Source organism: Thermogutta terrifontis, from assembly GCF_002277955.1.
Lineage (GTDB): Bacteria > Planctomycetota > Planctomycetia > Pirellulales > Thermoguttaceae > Thermogutta > Thermogutta terrifontis.
In genome coordinates this window covers 3,780,731-3,801,440 of the sequence record NZ_CP018477.1, presented here as the reverse complement: position 1 = coordinate 3,801,440, position 20,710 = coordinate 3,780,731, and the positions used below count along the sequence as shown (strand labels likewise).

Here is a 20,710-nt window from a genome sequence, read left to right as displayed (position 1 = left end):
TCTGACCAGCCGAACCATCTTGAGACAGTTGCAGTGGCACCTTACGGTGTGCCCATCTGTGTTTTGCTGTATCGACAACGAAGAGACGGGAGGTCGGCGTGATGCGCTTGGCACCAATCCATGTGACGCGGCGGTCTGGTGAGTGGATGCTCCTTTTAGGAGGGGCTTTTTGGCTGGCGGTGTTCTCAGTGTTGGGGCTTTCTTCGAAAGCCAGCGCATACAATCCACCGGTGGATTCCGCTTTTGGGGTGACCCTGCGGATCCAGGGGCCATCGGAGATAAGCTATTCACCGGAAGGATTTGAGTGCACACTCGTTGTGCAAAACACGACTGAAAAGCCACTCCGCGGTACGATTCGACTGCGGTCGATTGACGGATGTCAGGCTGATCCGGCAGAGATTGACAATTTGGCTGTCCCGCCTGGAGAAACTGCCCGCCGAAGTTTTCGACTGCGATTTGGACCGCGCATCTACAATGCCCACTATCCCATTCACGCCTACGGTCGATTTGACCTGGGCGGTCAGGAAGTAATGCTCCATCCGATCTTGATTTTCTCGGTCCGCGGGGCTCCGCCAGTGCCGACCGCGACGTGGGATTGGAAGCCATTGGAACTGCCGAATAACTCGGCGTTGGCACTTGAAGAGGTGCCCGTTTTTCGGGCAGTTTTTCAGGTATTTGGGCACGACCCAGAGACTATGCCGGTGGGATGGCGTGGATCGCATCCCTCCCATCATGGAACATGCGAGAGGATGATGCGCGAGCTCGGTGGGGCAACGAAACCCGTCATCGGGATTCATCCTCCGTGGTATGAGGGGCAGACGGGCACGGGCATGGTGGAGTTTCCCATCGTGCTGCCAGCGAGCGGCCCAATTCGTTTGTCATTCGCACTAGGAATGACGCCCGAGGGCCAAAGCGATGGGGTTACATTCCGGGTCCGCGTGGCGGAACTTTCAGCACCAGAGGGGGAATTCGGGAAGATTGTGTTCGAACGTCACACAACGGCCAAAACCTGGGAACAGCATGAGGTGGACCTGTCTGCTTATGCGGGGAAGACGATTCGGCTCCAGCTCGAATCGCATCCCGGTCCTAAGAACAACACGGGCTGGGACTCATCCTTCTGGGCAGAGCCGACGCTGATTGCAGGGGCAACTCCCACGGTGCGAGCAGGTGAGTCGTCGAAACTGGGCACGCCGATCATTCTGGGAACGGTAGGGGTCGGCGGACTTCGGGGGCAGGCTGAGGTGGAGCTGGGGCCTCGGGGATTGCTCGATGCGAATGTTCGCTTTCGGTTTGGACAGCGTGTGCTCTCATTCCACGGGTTTGAAGTCACGGTGCTGGGGTCCCGGTTGGACAAGGTCCGATCGGCGACAGCGCTTCTGGGAGTGGAATCCCAGGTGGAGAAGAACTCCGATGGTGGTCAGCGGCTTGTCGCAAGGCATCGCTTTCAGAATGCCGCAGGGACGTTTGACCTTATCGGCGTGGTGGGTACGGAAAAAGGAACTCTGGTCGTGAACTGGCGCCTCGAGAATGTGCCGGCGGCCCGTCCGTGGGTGGATGTGCATCTTGAGGATGTCGCGTTGGGAAGCTGGTCCGAGGAGGCATTCCGGGTTTATGCAGGCGCCGGAAATGTCGTGCAAAAACCCCAGAGCTATACCCTTGGGTTTGATGGACATCGCCTTTCCACTTCGTTCGTGGGGCTAGAATTCGATGGCGGACTTTCGATTGTTCAGGGGTGCGATGTTCCGCCAAGCGCATTCCAGGTCAATCCGGCGGCAAGGCACTATTCGCTGCATGTTGCCCATGCATCGAAGATGACGCTCATCCCGGCAACCCGTGTGTGGGACGCCGTCAAGCAATGGCGGGAGGTGAATGGGCTTAAGCCATCGGATGGGGTGCCGGTGCTGGCGGGAAGGTTTGTCTTTGATCTGTGGGGAGGACGCTATCGCGAAAGCGCGGACGCTTTGCAGAAGGCATTCCGCTATGGGCTGACGGATAGTCTGGTGATCTGGCACAACTGGCAGCGTTGGGGGTACGACTACCGTTTGCCCGAGATTTTTCCGCCCAATCCGAGTTTAGGCACCCTCGAAGATATGCAGTATCTGGCCCAAATCTGTCGGCAAGCCGGAGTTCGTTTTGCCCTCCACGACAACTACATCGACTTTTATCCAGATGCCGAAGGGTTTTCTTATTTGGATACCATCGCCTTTCATGCTAATGGTCAGCCAGTCAGGGCCTGGTTTAATGAAGGGAGGCAGGCCCAATCCTATCGTTATCGGGCGGATCGCGTGGCACCTTTTCTGCAAGCCAACCTCACTCAAATTGCGGAGCATATCAAGCCCACTGCCTATTTCATCGACGTCTGGAGCAGTATTGACCCCTACGATTACTGGACGGCCGATGGCAAATTCTTCGACAAAGTCTATACTCGCAACACCTGGGGACAGCATTTTGCCTGGATTCGCCAACTCCTGGGGGATCATGCGCCCCAGATTTCTGAGAGCGGTCACGACCAACTGATAGGCTGGCTGGATGGAGCCACCACCAACCATCTTCGCGTGGGGAAACCCATCCCCGGATATTATCAGTGGTCGGTATGGAACTGGGACTGCGAGGACGCTGAACGGGTGCCGTGGTTTGACGCTGCCCACCATGACCGCTTCGTTCTCCACGGAGCCGGATATTCCGGTCGCTATCAGGCCGGCTTGGATGCCCGTTTGCACGGGATTTACAGCGACGATTACATCACGACCGAAGTGTTGACGGGGCACCCTGCGATGGTGGCTCAACCGTTTGGGCAGGACGTTGTGCGCAAATACTGGTTGCTTTCCGCATTAGGTCGGGCATTGGCTCTTGATCGGATCGAAGACGTGGAATTCGTTGATAACAACATCCACCGCATTCATGTGAAGTGGGCTAGTGGAATGGAAACCTGGTGTAACCGGGGCGAATCAGATTGGGAGGTCGCCGGGGTAGTCCTGCCTCAATTTGGTTTTCTCGCCCGGCCCGCTGAGAACTCCCCGGCAGGCCGTGTGGTTAAAGAAGCGGCGATCGCACGGCGAGACGGACTGATTGTAGAATGGGCGATCAGCCCTCAAAGTATCTACGTCAATGCGCGAAAGGATTACATGGGGCCTGAGCCAATCCGCCCGCGGGCCACAAAGTTCGCTCCCAAGGGACAGGAGATCGAGATTTCCGTGGATTGGGCAGCCCGAGTGCCGATCCCAGCAGGCTGGGTCCCGTTCGCCCATTTTTGTGACGAAAAAGGCGACATTATTTTCCAGGGGCAGTTTGAACCTCGCGATCTGAGCGGTATCACAGGCCAGATCAGCACCGTCGTGCGGGCCAGAGTTCCCGCGAGCATTCCGGCCGGGCAAGAGCTGGAATTACGGGTGGGAGTTTACCGCCCGCAGGACGGCCGGCGGCTTTCCCTTGCCGGCCCGGACGACGGCCAGTCGCGGATCCGGTTGGGCAAAATTCGACGGGTTGCTGACAGCCAGGTTTCGTGGATCCCACAGGCCGACGAGCCTGATCGGTTGCTACTCCGGAAGAACGCGGAAGGCCGACCAGTGGACTTCGGGGGAATCGTGACGGCCCAGGGTGTGCGCGTGTCGCCGATTGGGGATGGCGTCCTGGTGGTGCCGTTGCCGCTGGAAGACCAGTCCACTCAATTGACTATTTTCTGGTCGAAGTTGCCGTGGAAAGTGGCACGACCCACGAAAATCGAGTTTCTGGGCATCGACGGAAACGTGGTCCGTACGGAGCCGCTCTCCAGCCAGGAAGAAATCAGGTTGGCGATCCAACCAGGGGAATGGGCGGCCAGGCTGGTTCCCTGATGGCATTAGGAAAACCCACTCCATGTGGCTGGGTCATAATATGTCCATTTTTTAAATCGCTGTTTTTGTCAGAAAGGTTTGTTGAGTGTAATAGACCCAACGCGATCCTGCGAACTTTCCGACTGGTTTATGTGTCCACTAATTTCCGAAGACAGTCTGGGCACTGTGCTGGATGAGCGCGACAGAAAAACTTTATATCATGGGTATTGGTTTTTGCAGTGCTGAATGTGTAAAATAAAGGGAGTGAATTCCACTGGCACGTGAGTTGCACGGCAGTGGATCGAAGAATACCATCTGGTTATTCGGGTTTGTTGGTCCTTTCTCAATCTCGCGCAGAGGTGGATCATGCGTAAGCTCGTGCGAACGGTGACGACGGTTAAGACGATGGGTGTTGTCGATGTGAAGCGTCACGTCGTGAAGCACGTCGTCGATGTCGTTCGCACGGTGAAGCGTGTGGGACTCTGCGCGCTCTGTTTGTCCCAGGCCATTCTGCGCGCCTCCATTTTTGCGGCAAGGTCCGCGGAGGCCGGATGTTACGCCTGGGCTCTGGTGCCGGCTTGTCAAGGACGCTGGCAGCGTCCGGAGAGCCGGTGGGGTTGGTCGCGTCCACCACAATCGTGACAGAACTCGTTTGAGCACAACAGTTTTCGGTGGACGTGAACCAGCACCCACGGTCCGGTGACGCGGATTGACGTGGAGCAATCCGCCTTTTGCCGGTCGGCTCTCCGATGGGTGACGGTTCCCGTCCGCCTTGCATAAAGGAGGGAACCATGGCCACAGTCCTTGAGCCGCTCGAAATCGAACGATTAACCAGTTCCGCCGAGTTCGTGGCGGAACTGCCACTGCCCCTTCCCGAGGCGCCGGAATCGCCGATCTGCGCTCTAGTGGAAGCCGCAAAACGGGGAGAAGAGGAAGCCTGGGAGCGCGTCATCGAGATATACGGACAAGTGGTGTACGACACCATCCGGCGCCGCATAAAATCGGACGCTGATGCCGATGAAGTCCGCCAGGAAGTCTTCTTGCAGGCTCTACGTAAACTGCCGCAGCTCAAAGAGCCGCAGGCTTTAGGGAGCTGGTTGCGGAGAATCGCCGATCGGCTGGCGATCAATTACGTCACCCGGCGGCACGCCGCGCCCTCGCTGTCCGAACGAACTTGGGAAGAATCGAGCGACGTCCGGCGGGAACCCTTCGCCGAGGTCACCCGACGCGAGGCCCAGGAGGCAGTTCGGCAGGGACTGGAGCGTTTGGGACCCATGGACCGCGAAGCTCTGTATGCCTTCTACATCGAGGGCAAATCACTCAACGAGATGAGTCAGGAATTTGCCGTTCCACTCGGTACGGTCAAACGAAGACTTCACGTCGCCAGGAAACGTTTGGCCCAACAGTTGGCCGGGTTTCTGGATTGAGATGAGCCGCCCGGTAAAGCCGGAAGGAAGTCATTTGCGGCGGCTGAATACCGGTTAAACAGGGCATGACAATCGTACGCTCACCAAACGTGAATGTCGACCGCCGGAGAACGAAACGCAGAAAAGCCTTCCGTGGCGGCAAGGCAAGCACCGGTCACTGTGAAGTGACGGTGCATGGTCACCCGTCACGGGAAGGCCTGTTTATTTCTTCTGCATGGTCTCACTGCGCAACGGGTTCGGTAACCGGTTTCTCACCGAACTGGCACTTAAACCCAGCGGCATACGCTTCGTAAATGGCGGCAATTTCCTCGGCATTTCTGGTGCGCCTGTGAACCCAAAGCCGATAGGGGAGGTGAACGGTTTCCGGAGGTTCAAGGGTGCGGCTGTGAACTCCCGGCCAGCCCACACAGAGGGGGCCATAGTGCCGGGTCAACCACGTGGGCGGATAGTCAGGATGGGTGGGGGCGATCATAATCGTCGCGCCGCTCAACTGGTCGGTTTCGCCAAACCGACTGGTGAAGTCCGCCCACGGTAGACGGGTTTCATAAAGATCGTCCTTCGTGAGACCGTCCGGAACCGTGATCCGCGCTTCTTTCTCGGAAGGAGGACGAAACCGTACCGTGAGACCTCCATAGCTTTTTCCCTCCGCTCCCCAGAGCGTGATCGGCACGCGGGGTTGGAGGAACAAATCGACGTCGATGACACGATCCTCCTTTCCCCGGGCGTACACGGTGAACCATACTCGCTCCGTGAGCATGGTTTGGCCATTGAGGTCCCACGCGTTTTCCACACCCAGCACCGCCACCCCGGGGCGCGTTTCCTGGCACAGCCAACGGACAAAACGTTGCCGCAGGGCCCCGCGATCTTCCCACAGACTGAACTCCTCCCCGCCAATGACCACGTGCGGCCAGGTCCAGAAAATCCCGTGATGATGATAGTGGTCCCGGGGAAAATCGTCGGTCAGAACTTCGCCATCCAGTCCCCAAACTGGGTGAACGTAACAGGCTCGCGTTCGCCGAGGGTCTTTTTCAGGGACGTTCGGATTCGTGATCGGGCCAAAATTGTAGGAGAAAACTGGTGACTCACCCTCATAAAGCGTCACCGTGGTATCGGATGTCTCCTTGAACCGAAACTCAGACGGCGCGGGCGGTTCTCCAGTCTTCTCCCCTTCCTCTTGGACAACCCACCGCAAAAGGCCCTCCGTTGACGGAAACTGACCGTCACGCACAATGAGGTAGCCACCTTGTTGAGATTCCCCGATCTTGTCCGGACCACTAACCAGTATGGCAGAAAGACGCCGAGTGTCCTCCTCTTGCTTTACCATAATGCCCTTGTGTGAGTCCAACGCACACCCTTCCGGCAGGCGAACCCGGAGGGGTTGCCGGAGCGCCGCCGCTGGCGTGGTCAGCCAGAGCCTTCCCGTGGGAGCACCGGCCCAGGTCACGGGCAGCCCGCCAAAAAAGACCGGAAGCGCCACCAGCAGTACAGGCAACGAGAAGTACGCCCGTCTAGCGCAGTTACCCAAAGTATGACGCAAAAATGTTCCTAACCGTTTCCCCATGATGCCATCCCCAATTGCCGGTGAAACGCGCAAAAATCCCATTGCAGCCGTATCTTCGACTGATAGGCGTATCATGACAGCAAGCGGCGCGAATTGCAATCAGCCGTCCCCGTTGAGCCACCTTCATTTTTTGCAAAACTTGTGACATGCCGCGAGCGCAAAGTGCTGGCGGGGCAACTCATGAATTGCTCCTACCGAAACACCATCGATTTGCCACGCGCCGTGTTTTGCCCAGGGCGATTCATGAATCGCCCCTACCGTTGAACCCTTGTCGTGCCCACAGAATGAAATGGGGCATCAAGGGCCGAAAACACGGGCCCGACAAGCAGGTCCCTCCGAATAAGGTCGGAGGGGCACGCTTGTCGTGCCCGGTGAATGGGAATGGATTATCGAACGTAGAACAACGGACCCGACAAGCAGGTCCCTCCATTGTGTGGATTGGAGGCTCGGGTTTACCCCGACCGGTCATCGTCGTGCCATCCGGGGAAGGTTGTGAAGGCTAAAGCCTTCACCAAAAAGCGGCGATGAATCGCCGCACTCCATGGAGTGCGGGGCTTTAGCCCCGCTTTCCACACGGGACTTTAGTCCCCGCTGAAAGGCAATGGATGATCGAACGTTGACAAACGGACCCGACAAGCGGGTCCCTCCGAGAGGCGGACCTGACAAGCAGGTCCCTCCGAATATGGGCGTGACAAGCACATCCCATCGGGCTGAAGCTTGCTCTTGCCCACGTGGTTGTCCAGGTCCGTGCCGCTTTCCCGCAGTAGAAAAGTGGGGAATAACTCAGGTTCAGACCTCGTTGCCTGGAAGCTTTCTTCGAGTTCCGTTTCGCCTGGGACAAGAGCACAGAAATTGCCAGCCCGCAGCAACGCGCGCTAAAAATGCCCAGCCGATAGATCTAGAAAAGCTCATGCCGCCGAATGGCTTCAAATGCCAGAGTGCCATCCGGACCGGAGAGAAGTCGAAACAGTTCAGACGCTCAAATATCGTGTCCGCTGAAGTTCAGCCGATGGCATCAGTGCCGGAGGTGGGAGTTGAACCCACACGGCCCGAAGGCCACTGGATTTTGAGTCCAGCGCGTCTGCCATTCCGCCACTCCGGCCGATTCTTCTCCGAGCGTGGACCACCGTGCGCCGCCAGTGGTGATCACCACACCTGGTTGCAACGGTTTCAAACCTCGCATCCGAGGCAATTCCGGCTGTCTCCGCTGGCGTGATAGACCCGCGGTCGCAACGCTCTTTTTTGTGTTTCTTAAGTATCCTCGCAACCGGGTGGCGTGGCAAGTCCCGGTCCACTGCAAGCGAAAAGAATGCCACGCAAGTATTTTTGTGCCAATAAGTTAGGTATTGCGTTCGAAATTGAGGCGTCATTGCCAGCGGTTTGTCAATCTGGTACACTGAAGGTTTTAAATGCTTCTGCGGCGGAACCCGAAAGCCGGGCCCACCAGCGTCAGAGGCATCATTCTTCCCTGCGGTGAAGGATGAAGGACCGGCCCAATTGACGGTTTTTTGTGGAATAACAGCCAGAAACGCTCATTCGTAAAGTTTTCCCACCTGACACCTACGGATACGGGTCATTATGTCCGACGCAACGGATCTTCCCGAAGCGGAAAACACTGGCCAGGCCAGTCAAGGCAGTGCAGCCGGCGGTAACGGTGACGGTAGCCGCCTGATTCCTCTTCCTATCGAGGACGAGCTTAAGTCGAGCTACCTCACCTATGCGATGAGTGTTATCGTCAGCCGGGCGTTGCCCGACGTCCGCGACGGTCTCAAACCCTCGCAGCGTCGCATCCTGGTGGCGATGAATGACCTGAACCTGACGCCCGGTGCCGCGAGGGTCAAATGCGCGAAGATCTGCGGTGACACGAGCGGAAACTACCATCCCCACGGCGAGAGTGTCATCTACCCGACGCTTGTCCGGATGGCGCAGGAATGGAATATGCGCTACGTCCTTATTGACAAGCAGGGGAATTTCGGATCAATCGCCGGTCTTCCGCCAGCCGCCATGCGTTACACAGAGGCCCGGCTTTCGCCTTACGCGGCGATGATGCTGGAAGATTTGGACCTGGACACGGTCGATTTCGTCCCCACATACGACGAGCGGCGCCTCGAGCCTACCGTTCTTCCGTCCAAGTTCCCCAATCTGCTTGTGAACGGAGCGACCGGAATTGCAGTGGGGATGTCGACTGAGATCCCCCCTCACAATCTCACCGAGATCTGCGATGCTCTCATCGCGCTGATTGATGATCCCGAGATCACCATCGACGAACTGATGGAAATCGTCCCCGGTCCTGATTTCCCAACTGGTGGCATTATCTGTGGTCGCCGAGGTATCCGCCAGGGTTATTTGACAGGCCACGGGACGATCGTTATTCGCGCACGGGCTGTTATTGAAGAATATCGCGATAATCGTTATCGCATTATTATTAAAGAAATTCCTTTTCAGCAGCAGCGCGATAAAATTGAAGAACGGATCGCCGAGCTTGTTACCGAGGGCAAGATACCTGGAATCGCGAACATCCGCAACGAGAGTGACCTGAAAGAACCCGTTCGCATCGTTCTGGAATTGAAGCGCGAGGCTGATCCGGAAATCGTACTCAATCAACTCTATGAATATTCTCCTCTGCAGCAGACATATTCCATCAATCTGCTGGCCCTCGTGGACGGCAAGCCCCGCCTGCTCAATTTCAAGGAGCTTCTCCAGGAGTTCGTGCGGCACCGCGTGACGGTCATCCGTCGCAAGACGCAACACCTGCTCTCCAAGGCCCGCCAGCGGAAACACACCGTCGAGGGGCTCCTGCTGGCTCTCGCCAATATTGATGAAGTGATTCGCGTCATTCGCACCTCAGAGACCCAGGCCCAGGCGAAGGAACGCCTGATGGCGATCCCCTGTCCTGCGGCAATGCTTGCCCGAGCATTGGGTGAAGAGGGGTTTGCTCAATTCCAGAAAGAGCGTGGCATCGCCGAGGAGTACTTCCTTACTCCTGTTCAGGCGGACGCCATCCTGCGGATGACGCTGGGCCATCTCGTCAATCTTGAGCAGGAAAAGCTCGTCTCGGAACACCGCAATCTACTGGAGAATATCAAGGAATACAATCGAATCCTCTCCGATGAAAAGAATATTCTCGAAATAATTAAACAGGAATTGACGGAAATCAAGGATAAGTATGGGGATCCGCGCCGCACGGAAATTTCCGATCAAGAGGTGGGGGCTTTTAATATTGAAGAACTGATTCCCGACGAGATGATGGTCGTGTCCATCAGTTCCGCGGGATATATCAAGCGGACCCCCGTGTCAGCTTATCGGGCACAGCGGAGGGGCGGGAAGGGTTTGAAGGGGGCCCGGGTGGATGACGAAGATCCCATCGAGCACGTATTCCTTGCCGGAACCCACGACTATCTTTTGTTTTTTACAAATCTTGGTCGCGTGCACTGGCGAAAAGTTTACGAACTTCCGGAGCTCCCTCGCGATGCCAAGGGACGTGCCATCGTCAACCTCCTCAGCTTGCAGCCGGACGAAAAGGTAGCGGCGTGCCGGCCTGTGCGAGATTTTTCACTCCCCGATCATTACCTTCTTTTTGCAACAGCCCGTGGACTCGTCAAAAAGACGGCACTCTCAGCCTACGGCAGGCCCGTTCGCGGCGGGATTATCGCCATCAAACTGCGTGAAGGCGATGAGCTTGTCGGAGCTGTGGTCACCAAAAAGGGGGACGAAGTGCTCCTGGCTACCGAAAAAGGTATGGCCATCCGGTTTCGCGAATCGGACGTCCGTCCTATGGGTCGAGCCGCGGCGGGCGTAAAAGGGATTTCACTCATTGGGGATGATCGGGTGGTCGGTCTCGTGGTTGCTGAGCCGGATGCATGCCTGCTCACAGTGTGTGCCCACGGTTACGGCAAACGCACTCCCATTGGAGCGAGCACCGCGGGCCCTGTCGCTGACGAGGAAATAGAGAAGCCCGAGGACGAAACGGAAGCAACTGCGTCGGACGAGGAAGTACCGGAGGAAGAAACCTCCGTCGAAGAGCCAGAAGCAGACGAAAGCGAGGAAGCCGAGGAGGGAGAGGTCGGCTCTCAGTTCTATTACCGGACGCAACGCCGCGGCGGCAAGGGGATTCGCGACATCAAGACGGACGCCCGAAACGGCCCCGTCGTGGGAGTGGCCGTCGTTCATGAGGACGACGAGATTCTCATGATGACGGCCAAGGGCAAGACGCAGAGGTTGCGGGTCAGCGAGATTCGGCTCGTCGGTCGGAACACAAAGGGCGTCCGTTTGATGACACTGGACGAAGGGGACACCGTGGTGGCAGTCAAGCGGATCCCCGCCGAACCGGGAAACTCTGCCGACAACCGCGAATAACCTTTCACACATGGTTGAACAACCATCGCAAGAATGAGATTGGCCAACACGATCGGCCGTGATCTTAATCAGGCTCACCGGCGAGGCGAATTTACGATCGGTGGAGAAACCAGACGCGGATCGGCCTTCGATTGAAGCCTACCATCACAGACCGACTTCTGGCCTTCTCTTTTCCCGGTGGGGTTCGCCTGACGCTTGTCCACCTTCTCCCCCCTACGTACACTCATGGTTGTTCTGTCAGCGACGATGATATGGTGGGCAAATGTGGGAGCAAAGGATGGCCGAGCGTGCTCTAATCACAGGAATTACGGGGTTTGTCGGGCGGCACTTGTGTCAGTACCTGAGGTGCCAGGGCGATGAAGTCGCAGGCATCGCCAACACATGGCCAGAAGGCTCGGCCTTTTGGGGTCAACTTCCTGAATCAAGAAACCTGCTGATTTGGGACCTTGCGAATTCCAGCGGCCCTCCACGTGGTGTCGTTGATTTTCTGGTAACTTTTCGCCCAACTGTGATTTACCACCTTGCGGCGATTTCGGTGCCGGAAATGTGCGGGAACAGCGAGCCGACCGACGTCGCGTGGGCAGTCAACGTCGAAGGAACACGCCGGCTTGTAGAGCTTGCCCTTTGTCTTTCAGAAGTGCCCCGAGTCATTTTTGCCAGCACCAGTCACGTTTATTGCGTGCCGCAGGACGGAATCACCTTTGTTGATGAAACTTATCCTGTGCAGCCCCGTAACCCCTATGGGCAAACAAAGCTTGCGGCCGAAGAAATCCTGCTGGAAGCATATCACAGCCAGAAGCTACCTGTGATCATCGCGCGGGCATTTCCGCATACGGGGCCTGGTCAATCGGAAAAAATGATGTTACCCGCCTGGGCTGCCCAGTTCGCGCGAGGAGACTCGCCTGTTAAGATTCACACGCTTCAGGCAGTAATCGATCTTTGTGACGTCCGCGATGTGGTTCGCGCGTACCGTCTCCTGGCTGAGAGGGGCCAGCCGGGCGAGATTTATCTGGTGGGCTCCGGGGTTCCCCGCACCAGTGGCGAGGTTTTTCGAATTCTTCAGGGGCTGGCCGATCCTGCTCGGCCGGTGATTGAAATACGCCCCGGTCTTAAGTATGATCCGATCGCACGAATTGACAAGCTTGCTCAGACGACCGGCTGGAAACCGGAAACCCCCCTTGAAATAACCGTGAACGACACCTACCAGTGGTGGCTTACCCATTATAAAAGGAATTCATCCGTAAAACATTAAACTCGTTCACCATCGACAGTCGCTTAGTTGAGTGATAGAGGACCAAAATGATCCCGGCAAGGAAATATACTGGCATTATTCTTCGATCACCAAGGTTTTATTCCTGGGCGTGTATGTCACTCGCAATTCTGCAGGCTCTGGTCGTTGGCATCGTCCAGGCCTCCAATAGCGTGGTTGAAATTCACGTCTCGCCCCGTGGGCGCGATTCATCACTGGGGACTGTTGAGCAACCCATCGCATCACTGCAGCGGGCGATTGAACTTGTGCAAACCATTCGGAGAGAGCGAGGCCCGAACATTGATATCCAAATAGTGCTCCATGACGGCGTCTATCGTTTAGACCGTCCCCTTTTTATCACATCCGCTGAAAATCCCGGACCTGGCCATCTCCGCTTTATCGCAGCAAATCCCGGTAAAGTGATCTTGAGCGGAGGTCGGCTTCTCACTGGCTGGAAACAAGTGGCTCAGCACTGGGAAGTGGCCATTCCCTCCGTCAACAACCAACCTCTCTTGGCGAGGGAGCTCTTTGTCAATGGGCGCAGGGCGGTTCGTGCGCGAACTCCGAACCGCGGTTTTTTCCGGATCGATCGGCCAGGCCCCGACAAAAGGACGAGTTTGTTCATTCGTCCCGAAGATGCATGGGCGTTTGATGGCAATATCGCGGGCAGTGAATTCGTCTATCTCCATGACTGGTCCACTTCCCGCGTCAGGATTCTGTCGTTTGATCCTCAAACTTTACAGGTTGTTTTTGCCCAGAGGGTCGGCTGCTCGGCACCTCATTACGAGATTGGTCACTGGCCGCACGCCCGTTATTTCCTCGAAAACGGCGAGCGTATGCTCGATCAAGCGGGTGAGTGGCGGCTTGACACGGAAAAAGGCGTGATCATGTATCTCCCCCGGCCTGGTGAGACTCTGGAGACCATCGAGACAGTTGTACCAGTTTTGGAAACGCTTGTACACATTACGGGTGACGTTTCGAGCGGCACACTGGTACAGAATGTTCACTGGGAGGGAATCGCCTTCGAACACTGCCGTTTCGATCTGCCGGATGCTGGCTACGCGGCCGGTCAGGCAACCATCTATGAGCCACGCAGGGATCCTCAGTCAGCGGCTCGAGAAATGATGCCGGCGGCCGTTACTCTGGACCTGGCTGACAGTTGCGAATTCGCTGATTGTTCGTTTCGCCATCTGGGCGGTTCCGGTCTGTGGTTTCGCCGTGAGTGCTGCCACGGGATTGTTCGCCGGTGCGTTTTTCAGGATATATCGGGCAATGGTCTCAATATTGGGGAAACAATCACTCGCCCGCTCAAGGATGCCTCACCCAAATGGACTTCACCCTTTAACACCGGATGCACCTACGGCATCCATGTTGAAGATTCCGTCGTGCGCGAATGTGGCGTGCAATTCCTTGAGGCCGTTGGCATCTGGATCGGCATTTCTGCCGGAAATGTTATCGAGCATAACGAGGTGGCTGAGCTACCTTACACGGGAATATCGGTGGGTTGGAGCTGGAATGATCAGCCGACCGGCTGCCGCGATCACATTATTCGCGCGAATCATATTCATCACTGCATGCTCATTCTTCACGACGGTGGAGGGATTTATACTCTCGGACGGCAGCCGGGAACCCGGCTTGTCAGTAATTTAATCCATGATATTCCCCCCAACGAAGACGGTGCGGAGAGTAACGGCATCTTTATGGATGAAGGAAGCAGTGACATTCTTGTCGAGGGACAAACCATTTACAATGTTGGGCGCAGCCCGATTCGATTCCATAAAGCTCTCGAGGTCACCTTGCGCCGGAATACACTCGTCTGCCAACCCGGGGTACCGCCATATCGTTACAACCGGACAGACCCGAAAACACTGCGATTTGAGGATGAGCATGTGATAGAAGCTCAACACTGGGAACCACCTGACGAGGTCAAAAGCTCGGCTGGTCCTCGAAAAACAGTGGCCACTGACCCCCGCTCCCAATGATTAAAGTCGGCGATTGGAAAGAGTGCCACCGTAACGGTATCACTTACACGATTAAAAAGGAGGAGGCGATGCGTTACTCAGGTTTCACTTGCATGTTAAGCCTGATTCTGGCACTGTGTGGCCCGTACGCCCTCATGCAGGCAGGCGAGGCTGCTCAGTCCGGGCGATATAACGTTCTGTTTATTATCTCCGATGACCTCAATACGAACCTGGCGACGTACGGTCATCAGCTTGTCAAATCACCCAACGTGGATCGAGTGGCTCGCTGGGGTTTGCGATTCGAGCGTGCTTACTGTCAGTTCCCGCTTTGCAATCCCAGCCGAGCATCGTTCTTAACAGGCATGCGACCTGATCGCACGCGTGTTTATGACAACAGCGTTCATTTTCGCGAGAATATTCCGGAATGCGTGACCCTTCCGGAGTTTTTCCGCAGAAAGGGGTATTTCACCGCCCGGGTCGGCAAGATTTTCCATTACGGCGTACCGACGCAGATCGGTACAAGTGGCCTTGATGATCCTCAATCCTGGGACCTGGTGGTCAATCCGCGGGGGCGAGACAAAGACGAAGAGGCAAAAATATTCAGTCTTATTCCTGGACAATTCGGCGGCACACTGAGCTGGCTTGCTGCCGACGGCACGGATGAGGAACAAACAGACGGCATCGGTGCCACGGAGGCCATCAAACTACTCGAAAAGCATCAGAATGAGCGATTCTTTTTAGCAGTCGGATTTTATCGGCCCCATACTCCCTATGTCGCGCCAAGGAAATATTTCGATCTTTATCCTCTCGATAAGATTATTGTGCCCAGTATTCCGCCCGGTTACTTCGACACTATTCCCAAACTTGCCGTTACATTGAAAAAAGAAGAAGCGGCGATGGATGAGAATCTGAAGAAGCAGGCAATCCAGGCCTATTACGCGGCGATCACCTTCATGGACGCCCAACTCGGTCGCGTTTTAGATGCTGTGGAACGGCTCCACTTGCGGAATAATACGATTATTGTCATGACAAGCGATCACGGGTACCACATGCACGAACACGGCCTGTGGCAGAAGCGCACCCTGTTCGAGGAATCCACGCGCGTGCCCCTGTTGATTGCAGTCCCCGGCACGAAGCATGCTGGTAAGTCTACCCGGGCGATTGTCGAGATGGTGGACCTTTATCCAACCCTGGCTGAACTTTGTGGCTTCCAACCACCGGCCAACCTCGATGGCACAAGCCTGGTTTCCATTCTCAACAATCCCGATCTTCCCGGAAAACAGGTCGCGATCACCCAGGTCACGCGCACCGTGCAAAAGCAAATCGTCTTTGGATATACAGTCCGCACTGCCCGTTGGCGCTACACGGAATGGGATGACGGAAATCAGGGGAAGGAACTGTACGACCATGAGGCCGATCCCCAAGAGATGCGGAATCTCGCCAACGATCCGCAGTATGCTCAGGTTATGGTCGAACTCAGCAAGCTCCTTCCCAAGCGGAATAAATAGCTATACTCGCACGATGAAATGAATTGTTGCACAATTATAAAACGAAACAGATCAGGCCATTAATAAGTTCGGAACCAGATCCGTTGCACACTTTTGAACAGGTTCTTAAGAAAAGGAGGAAACCATGAAACGGCTCACTGTTGGGTTGGTTCTTGTGGCCATTCTGTTGAGCGCTCTGACAGTGTGGAAATCTTCCGCGATCTCCGAGGAAAAATATTCCCATGCCGGACAGCTACGGCATGTCGTATTGTTTAAATTCAAAGAGGGAACGTCGAAGGCTGACATTGAGAAAGTTGAAAAGGCCTTCGCCACGCTGCCGAAGAAGATCCCGCAGATCGCCGGGTTTGAGTGGGGTACGGATTGCAGCACGGAAAACCTCTCGCAGGGATTCACTCATTGCTTCATTTTGACTTTCAAGAGTGAAAAAGATCGCGACGCCTATTTGCCCCATCCCGAGCATCAGGCGTTCGCCAAAATGGTGGGTCAGTATCTCGACAAGGTACTTGTGATTGATTACATCGTCCGCGAGTAAAGGTTAAGACCTCTCGGTGGGAGCCCGGCGAACATTGTAGCTCGCCGCGTGAGGTGAGCCGCTGACGTTCCGCGCGAGTGGCCTTTCCATCCCAAGGGTGACTGGATCTCTCACCCGTGAATCAGGGCGGATGATCTGCGAACGACCCCCGGTTCGGCGTCCAAATAAAGATCGTCGAAGACACCGGCCTTCCATTTTTCCACAGCGATCGCTCCCATCACAGCGTTATCCGTACAGAGTTTGAGGGGAGCGATCACCAGGTCCACATTCCTCCGTGCCGCTTCTTCCTCCAATCGCGTTCGCAGCCGCTTGTTGGCAGCCACACCCCCACCCACGCACAATCTGTGGAAGCCGGTTATTTCCAGGGCGCGAAAACTTTTGCCCACTAGGCAATCCACCACCGCTTCCTGAAATGAGGCCGCCAGGTCTGCCACCTCCTGGTCCGAAAGTTTGACCTGCGAAGGATCATGCCGTCCCGGCCCGGTAATGGCGTATCGGACGGCGGTTTTCAATCCGCTAAAACTGAAGTCGAGTGTATTAGGATCGTCGAGCAGGGCCCTTGGGAAGGCATATTTGTGGGGATCTCCTTTTTCTGCCGCCTTCTGGATGGACGGGCCACCCGGGTAGGGTAACCCCAGCATGACCGCCACTTTGTCAAAGGCTTCGCCGGCTGCATCGTCAATGGTCGTTCCCAGCAGCTCGAAATCCAGCGGATCCCGGCAACGGTAGAGGCATGTATGGCCCCCGCTGATCACCAGTCCTACACAGGGAAACACGTCCCTCCCAGCCGCCATTCGACATGCATAGATGTGGGCCTGAAGGTGATTGATTCCAATAAGAGGCTTTCCCAGAGCCAACGCCAGGGTTTTGGCAGCGGTAACCCCAACAAGCAGGGAGCCTGCCAGGCCGGGGGTGTAAGCAACGGCCACCGCGTCAATGTCGGCCAGACTGATTCCCGCCCTCTGCACGGTCTCGTGGATCACTGGGAGAATTCGCTCCACATGGGCACGAGAGGCAATTTCGGGAACTACGCCCCCGTATTGTTGGTGGAGCTTATCCTGCGAGGCCACGACGGAGGCAAGCACCTCCAACTGATCCGTGACCAGGGCCGCTGCAGTTTCGTCGCAGGTCGTTTCGATTGTGAGGAAAACGGGCATGTTATCTATCCTACCCAGTTTATGCTCTCGTGAACGTCAAACTTTTGTATAATCATTATACTGAGTTCAGGGCGGCCCGAGCGGATGCTGTGGTGGAGGATCCGTCTTCCTTCTCCCTGTAACGTCGGCATAGGTGCGTTTCAAAGTTCACGGAGGAGAGCCATGTCCGTGAGTTCACTTGAGGATCTTATCCTGAAGCCCCTCAATCCCCGGCAGCAGGAGGCTGTGACCCACGGGACGGATCCACTGCTTATCGTGGCCGGGGCGGGAACAGGGAAGACGGCCACCATCGTGCATCGCGTCGCATGGCTGGTGGCGCACAACGTCCCCCCTCACACAATCATGCTCCTGACATTCACAAGACGGGCCGCCGAAGAGATGGTCCGACGCGTCGAAACTATTCTCTCCAGACTGTCGGGAACGCAACTTCCAGGAAATCTTGCCACGAGAATCTGGGGGGGCACGTTTCATGCCATCGGCCTGCGGTTTCTGCGGATGTTCGGGGAAGAACTGGGGCTGCCGCCCGGTTTCACCGTCCTGGATCGATCTGACGCCGAAGATTTTATTAATGTCATTCGAACCGACTTGAAGCTGGCCACGACAGACCGACGCTTTCCCAAGAAGGGAACCTGCGCCGATATCTACAGCCGCATGGTGAATACGTGTCTTCCCTTACGCCAGGTTCTCGCCGAGTTCTTCCCATGGTGCAAAGAGTGGCATGATGAACTTGATCGGCTGTTTCGCGAATACACAGCCAGAAAGAAGGAGTCGGCCACCCTGGACTATGACGATCTCCTCCTCGCGTGGCTCGAACTCCTCAACAAGGAATCGGTCGGCAGCGAAATCCGCAAACGTTTTCGGGCAATTCTTGTGGATGAATATCAGGATACGAACATCATCCAGGCCAACATCCTCTATCGGCTGGCCCCGACAGGCGACGGCGTGACTGTGGTGGGTGATGACGCACAGGCCATTTACTCGTTTCGGGGCGCATCTATCAAGAACATCCTGGAATTTCCCAAGCAGTATCCCAACGCGCGGATTGTCACCCTGGAGCAGAATTATCGAAGCACGATGCCAATACTGACGGCGGCGAATGCTATCATCCGGCCTGCCAAGGAGAAATTCACAAAGAATCTCTGGTCCGAGAAGAAAACGGGCGAGAAACCCTGGTTGGTCGCCGCCCTCGATGAATACGAGCAGGCTCAGTTCGTCATTCGGCGTATTCTGGAGCATCACAACCAGGGGACGCTGCTTAGACATCAGGCCGTGCTGTTCCGGGCATCGCACCACAGTTTGCCACTGGAAGCCGAACTGACGCGACGGGGCATCCCCTACCACAAATACGGTGGGCTTAAGTTTCTGGAGGCCGCCCATATAAAAGACGCGCTCGCCTTCCTGCGGCTGGCGGAGAATCCACGCGACCTGGTGGCCGGGATGCGGGTGCTCTGTCTTTTGCCGGGGATCGGTCCGGCCAAAGCGAGAAAACTTCTCGCAGCTTGCTCTGTAAACGGCGGGCATTTTGACCCGTGGCAGGAAATCACTCCAAGCCCCACCGCAGCCGACATCTGGCCACAGTTCGTCCAATTGATGCTCCACCTGGCTGAGGGAAAAGCCACGCTCCCGGCCCAGCTCCATCAAATTCGGGTGTTCTATGAGCCATTGCTCCCTGTGCTTTACGATAATCCGATCCCGCGAGCCAAGGATTTGGAACAGTTGGAACAGATCGCAAGCCGATTCAAAGACCGACAAACTTTTCTGGCGCAGATTGCCCTGGATCCCCCGAATTCCACGCAGGATTTCGCTGCTAACCCGGATTTGAACGATGACTACTTGGTCCTCAGTACCATCCATTCGGCAAAGGGGCTTGAATGGGACGTGGTGTTCATCATCAATGCCACGGACGGAAACATTCCATCCGATATGGCGACAGGCTCGCCTGAGTCGATCGAAGAGGAACGCCGTTTGTTTTATGTGGCGGTCACCCGGGCCAAACGCTATCTGTATGTCTGCTACCCCCAGAGTTATTACACAACTTCCTCCCTTTCCTGGCAGAATTATGGGATCGCTCTTAAATCGCGATTCTTGACGCCCGAGGCAACCCAGTGCTTCACGTCGATTACGGCCCAATCGATGGAAGCTGACGACGCTGACCTGCCCACGCTGGCGCGACGAAACACGGCCCTTTGATGGCGGATGGACTGCTTCGAGGACTGGGAGATCGGCGAGACGCCGGACATGGCGGCAACTGCGTTCAGTGGATTTGCCAACGACATCGATCGGCGTGGCAACGGGAACGGCTTGAATCATGCCCACTTTTATGCTGCTGGAAAGCGGCACGGACCTGGACAACCCCTTCGGCAAGAGCAAGCTTCAGCCCAATGGGATGTGCTTGTCACGCCCATATTCGGAGGGACCTGCTTGTCGGGTCCGCCTCTCGGAGGGACCCGCTTGTCGGGTCCGTTTGTCAACGTTCGATCATCCATTGCCTTTCAGCGGGGACTAAAGTCCCGTGTGGAAAGCGGGGCTAAAGCCCCGCACTCCATGGAGTGCGGCGATTCATCGCCGCTTTTTGGTGAAGGCTTTAGCCTTCACAACCTTGCCTGGATCGCACGACGATGACCGGTCGGGGTAAACCCGAGCCTCCAATCCACACAATGGTGGGACCTGCTTGTCAGGTCCGTGTTTTCGACCCTTGATGACCCATTTCATTCTGTGGGCACGACAAGGGTTCAATGGTAGGGGCGATTCATGAATCGCCCTGGGCAGAACACGGCGCGTCGCAAATCGATGGCGTTTCGGTAGGGGCAATTCATGAATTGCCCCTACCAGTGGTGACTTGCCCCTACCGGGATTTGTGACCTCACATAAGTGACACCGGGCATGGCAAGTGTGCCCGTCCGTGTTCGACGGACGCCGTGGAAGGCGTCCCTCCCATAGGCCCGGGTTGCACACCGAGCAAGCATACCGGTTGCATCCGAATCATGCGCGAGTCTGAAGGGCCATTCCCACCCCGGCGACGCCACCGGTAGGAGCAATTCATGAGTTGCCCCGCCAGCACTTTGCGCTCGCGGCATGTCACAGGTTTTGCAAAAATGAAGATGGCTCGGGGTCTGGCCCAGTACGTCGCGAGCGGGAAACCTCTGA

At 56.3% G+C, this 20,710-nt stretch carries 11 protein-coding genes and 1 tRNA gene; 9 read left to right on the top strand and 3 right to left on the bottom strand.

Translation table 11 applies throughout. The features are described from left to right. Positions 1 to 101: 101 nt before the first annotated feature. The 3 genes from THTE_RS14105 (at position 102) to THTE_RS14095 (ending at position 5,239) form a co-directional block, all read left to right on the top strand. The gene (locus tag THTE_RS14105; protein WP_095416029.1) at positions 102 to 3,833 is read left to right on the top strand and encodes a DUF5696 domain-containing protein; all 3,732 of its coding nucleotides are present in this window, start codon (positions 102 to 104) and stop codon (positions 3,831 to 3,833) included. Between the two features lie 345 nt (positions 3,834 to 4,178). Continuing rightward, complete coding sequence (locus THTE_RS14100) at positions 4,179 to 4,454, top strand: hypothetical protein (protein WP_095416028.1); 276 nt, start codon at positions 4,179 to 4,181, stop codon at positions 4,452 to 4,454. A gap of 149 nt (positions 4,455 to 4,603) precedes the next feature. Then, positions 4,604 to 5,239 (top strand): RNA polymerase sigma factor, encoded by a 636-nt coding sequence (locus tag THTE_RS14095; RefSeq protein WP_157732118.1) that lies wholly within the window; start codon positions 4,604 to 4,606, stop codon positions 5,237 to 5,239. A gap of 220 nt (positions 5,240 to 5,459) precedes the next feature. Here THTE_RS14095 and THTE_RS14090 read toward each other — a convergent pair whose 3' ends face one another. After that, entirely contained in the window at positions 5,460 to 6,800 is a 1,341-nt protein-coding gene (locus tag THTE_RS14090; RefSeq protein ID WP_157732117.1) for a DUF6807 family protein, read from the bottom strand. A 1,019-nt stretch (positions 6,801 to 7,819) separates the two neighbouring features. Continuing rightward, positions 7,820 to 7,902: transfer RNA gene (locus THTE_RS14085), tRNA-Leu, on the bottom strand. A 476-nt stretch (positions 7,903 to 8,378) separates the two neighbouring features. Here THTE_RS14085 and gyrA point away from each other — a divergent pair. The 5 genes from gyrA to THTE_RS14060 all read left to right on the top strand — a co-directional run bounded on the left by gyrA (position 8,379) and on the right by THTE_RS14060 (position 16,406). Continuing rightward, positions 8,379 to 11,156 (top strand): DNA gyrase subunit A, encoded by a 2,778-nt coding sequence (gene gyrA, locus THTE_RS14080; RefSeq protein ID WP_095416025.1) that lies wholly within the window; start codon positions 8,379 to 8,381, stop codon positions 11,154 to 11,156. A 277-nt stretch (positions 11,157 to 11,433) separates the two neighbouring features. Next, positions 11,434 to 12,408 carry an NAD-dependent epimerase/dehydratase family protein gene (locus THTE_RS14075; RefSeq protein ID WP_157732116.1) on the top strand — a complete coding sequence of 325 codons (975 nt, stop codon included), beginning with the start codon at positions 11,434 to 11,436 and terminating at the stop codon, positions 12,406 to 12,408. 113 nt (positions 12,409 to 12,521) lie between these two features. Continuing rightward, positions 12,522 to 14,387, top strand: coding sequence for a right-handed parallel beta-helix repeat-containing protein (locus tag THTE_RS14070; protein WP_157732115.1), 1,866 nt, complete (start codon positions 12,522 to 12,524; stop codon positions 14,385 to 14,387). 68 nt (positions 14,388 to 14,455) lie between these two features. Further along, complete coding sequence (locus tag THTE_RS14065) at positions 14,456 to 15,874, top strand: sulfatase (RefSeq protein ID WP_095416022.1); 1,419 nt, start codon at positions 14,456 to 14,458, stop codon at positions 15,872 to 15,874. 124 nt (positions 15,875 to 15,998) lie between these two features. Continuing rightward, on the top strand, positions 15,999 to 16,406 hold the full coding sequence (locus THTE_RS14060) for a Dabb family protein (protein WP_095416021.1): 408 nt from the start codon (positions 15,999 to 16,001) through the stop codon (positions 16,404 to 16,406). Between the two features lie 110 nt (positions 16,407 to 16,516). Here the strand turns inward: THTE_RS14060 and tsaD are convergent, their stop codons facing one another. After that, on the bottom strand, positions 16,517 to 17,563 hold the full coding sequence (gene tsaD / locus THTE_RS14055) for a tRNA (adenosine(37)-N6)-threonylcarbamoyltransferase complex transferase subunit TsaD (RefSeq protein ID WP_095416020.1): 1,047 nt from the start codon (positions 17,561 to 17,563) through the stop codon (positions 16,517 to 16,519). A gap of 168 nt (positions 17,564 to 17,731) precedes the next feature. On the opposite strand from tsaD, the gene THTE_RS14050 reads away from it, so the two are divergent. Continuing rightward, entirely contained in the window at positions 17,732 to 19,753 is a 2,022-nt protein-coding gene (locus tag THTE_RS14050; protein WP_207651724.1) for an ATP-dependent helicase, read from the top strand. Positions 19,754 to 20,710 lie beyond the last annotated feature (957 nt).

What these genes read in the sequence shown, in the direction of transcription:
- THTE_RS14105 (WP_095416029.1), top strand. Translation starts at nt 102, where the DNA reads ATGCGCTTGGCACCAATCCATGTGACGCGGCGGTCTGGTGAGTGGATG.
- THTE_RS14100 (WP_095416028.1), top strand. Translation starts at nt 4,179, where the DNA reads ATGCGTAAGCTCGTGCGAACGGTGACGACGGTTAAGACGATGGGTGTT.
- THTE_RS14095 (WP_157732118.1), top strand. Translation starts at nt 4,604, where the DNA reads ATGGCCACAGTCCTTGAGCCGCTCGAAATCGAACGATTAACCAGTTCC.
- THTE_RS14090 (WP_157732117.1), bottom strand. Translation starts at nt 6,800, where the DNA reads ATGGGGAAACGGTTAGGAACATTTTTGCGTCATACTTTGGGTAACTGC.
- gyrA (WP_095416025.1), top strand. Translation starts at nt 8,379, where the DNA reads ATGTCCGACGCAACGGATCTTCCCGAAGCGGAAAACACTGGCCAGGCC.
- THTE_RS14075 (WP_157732116.1), top strand. Translation starts at nt 11,434, where the DNA reads ATGGCCGAGCGTGCTCTAATCACAGGAATTACGGGGTTTGTCGGGCGG.
- THTE_RS14070 (WP_157732115.1), top strand. Translation starts at nt 12,522, where the DNA reads ATGTCACTCGCAATTCTGCAGGCTCTGGTCGTTGGCATCGTCCAGGCC.
- THTE_RS14065 (WP_095416022.1), top strand. Translation starts at nt 14,456, where the DNA reads ATGCGTTACTCAGGTTTCACTTGCATGTTAAGCCTGATTCTGGCACTG.
- THTE_RS14060 (WP_095416021.1), top strand. Translation starts at nt 15,999, where the DNA reads ATGAAACGGCTCACTGTTGGGTTGGTTCTTGTGGCCATTCTGTTGAGC.
- tsaD (WP_095416020.1), bottom strand. Translation starts at nt 17,563, where the DNA reads ATGCCCGTTTTCCTCACAATCGAAACGACCTGCGACGAAACTGCAGCG.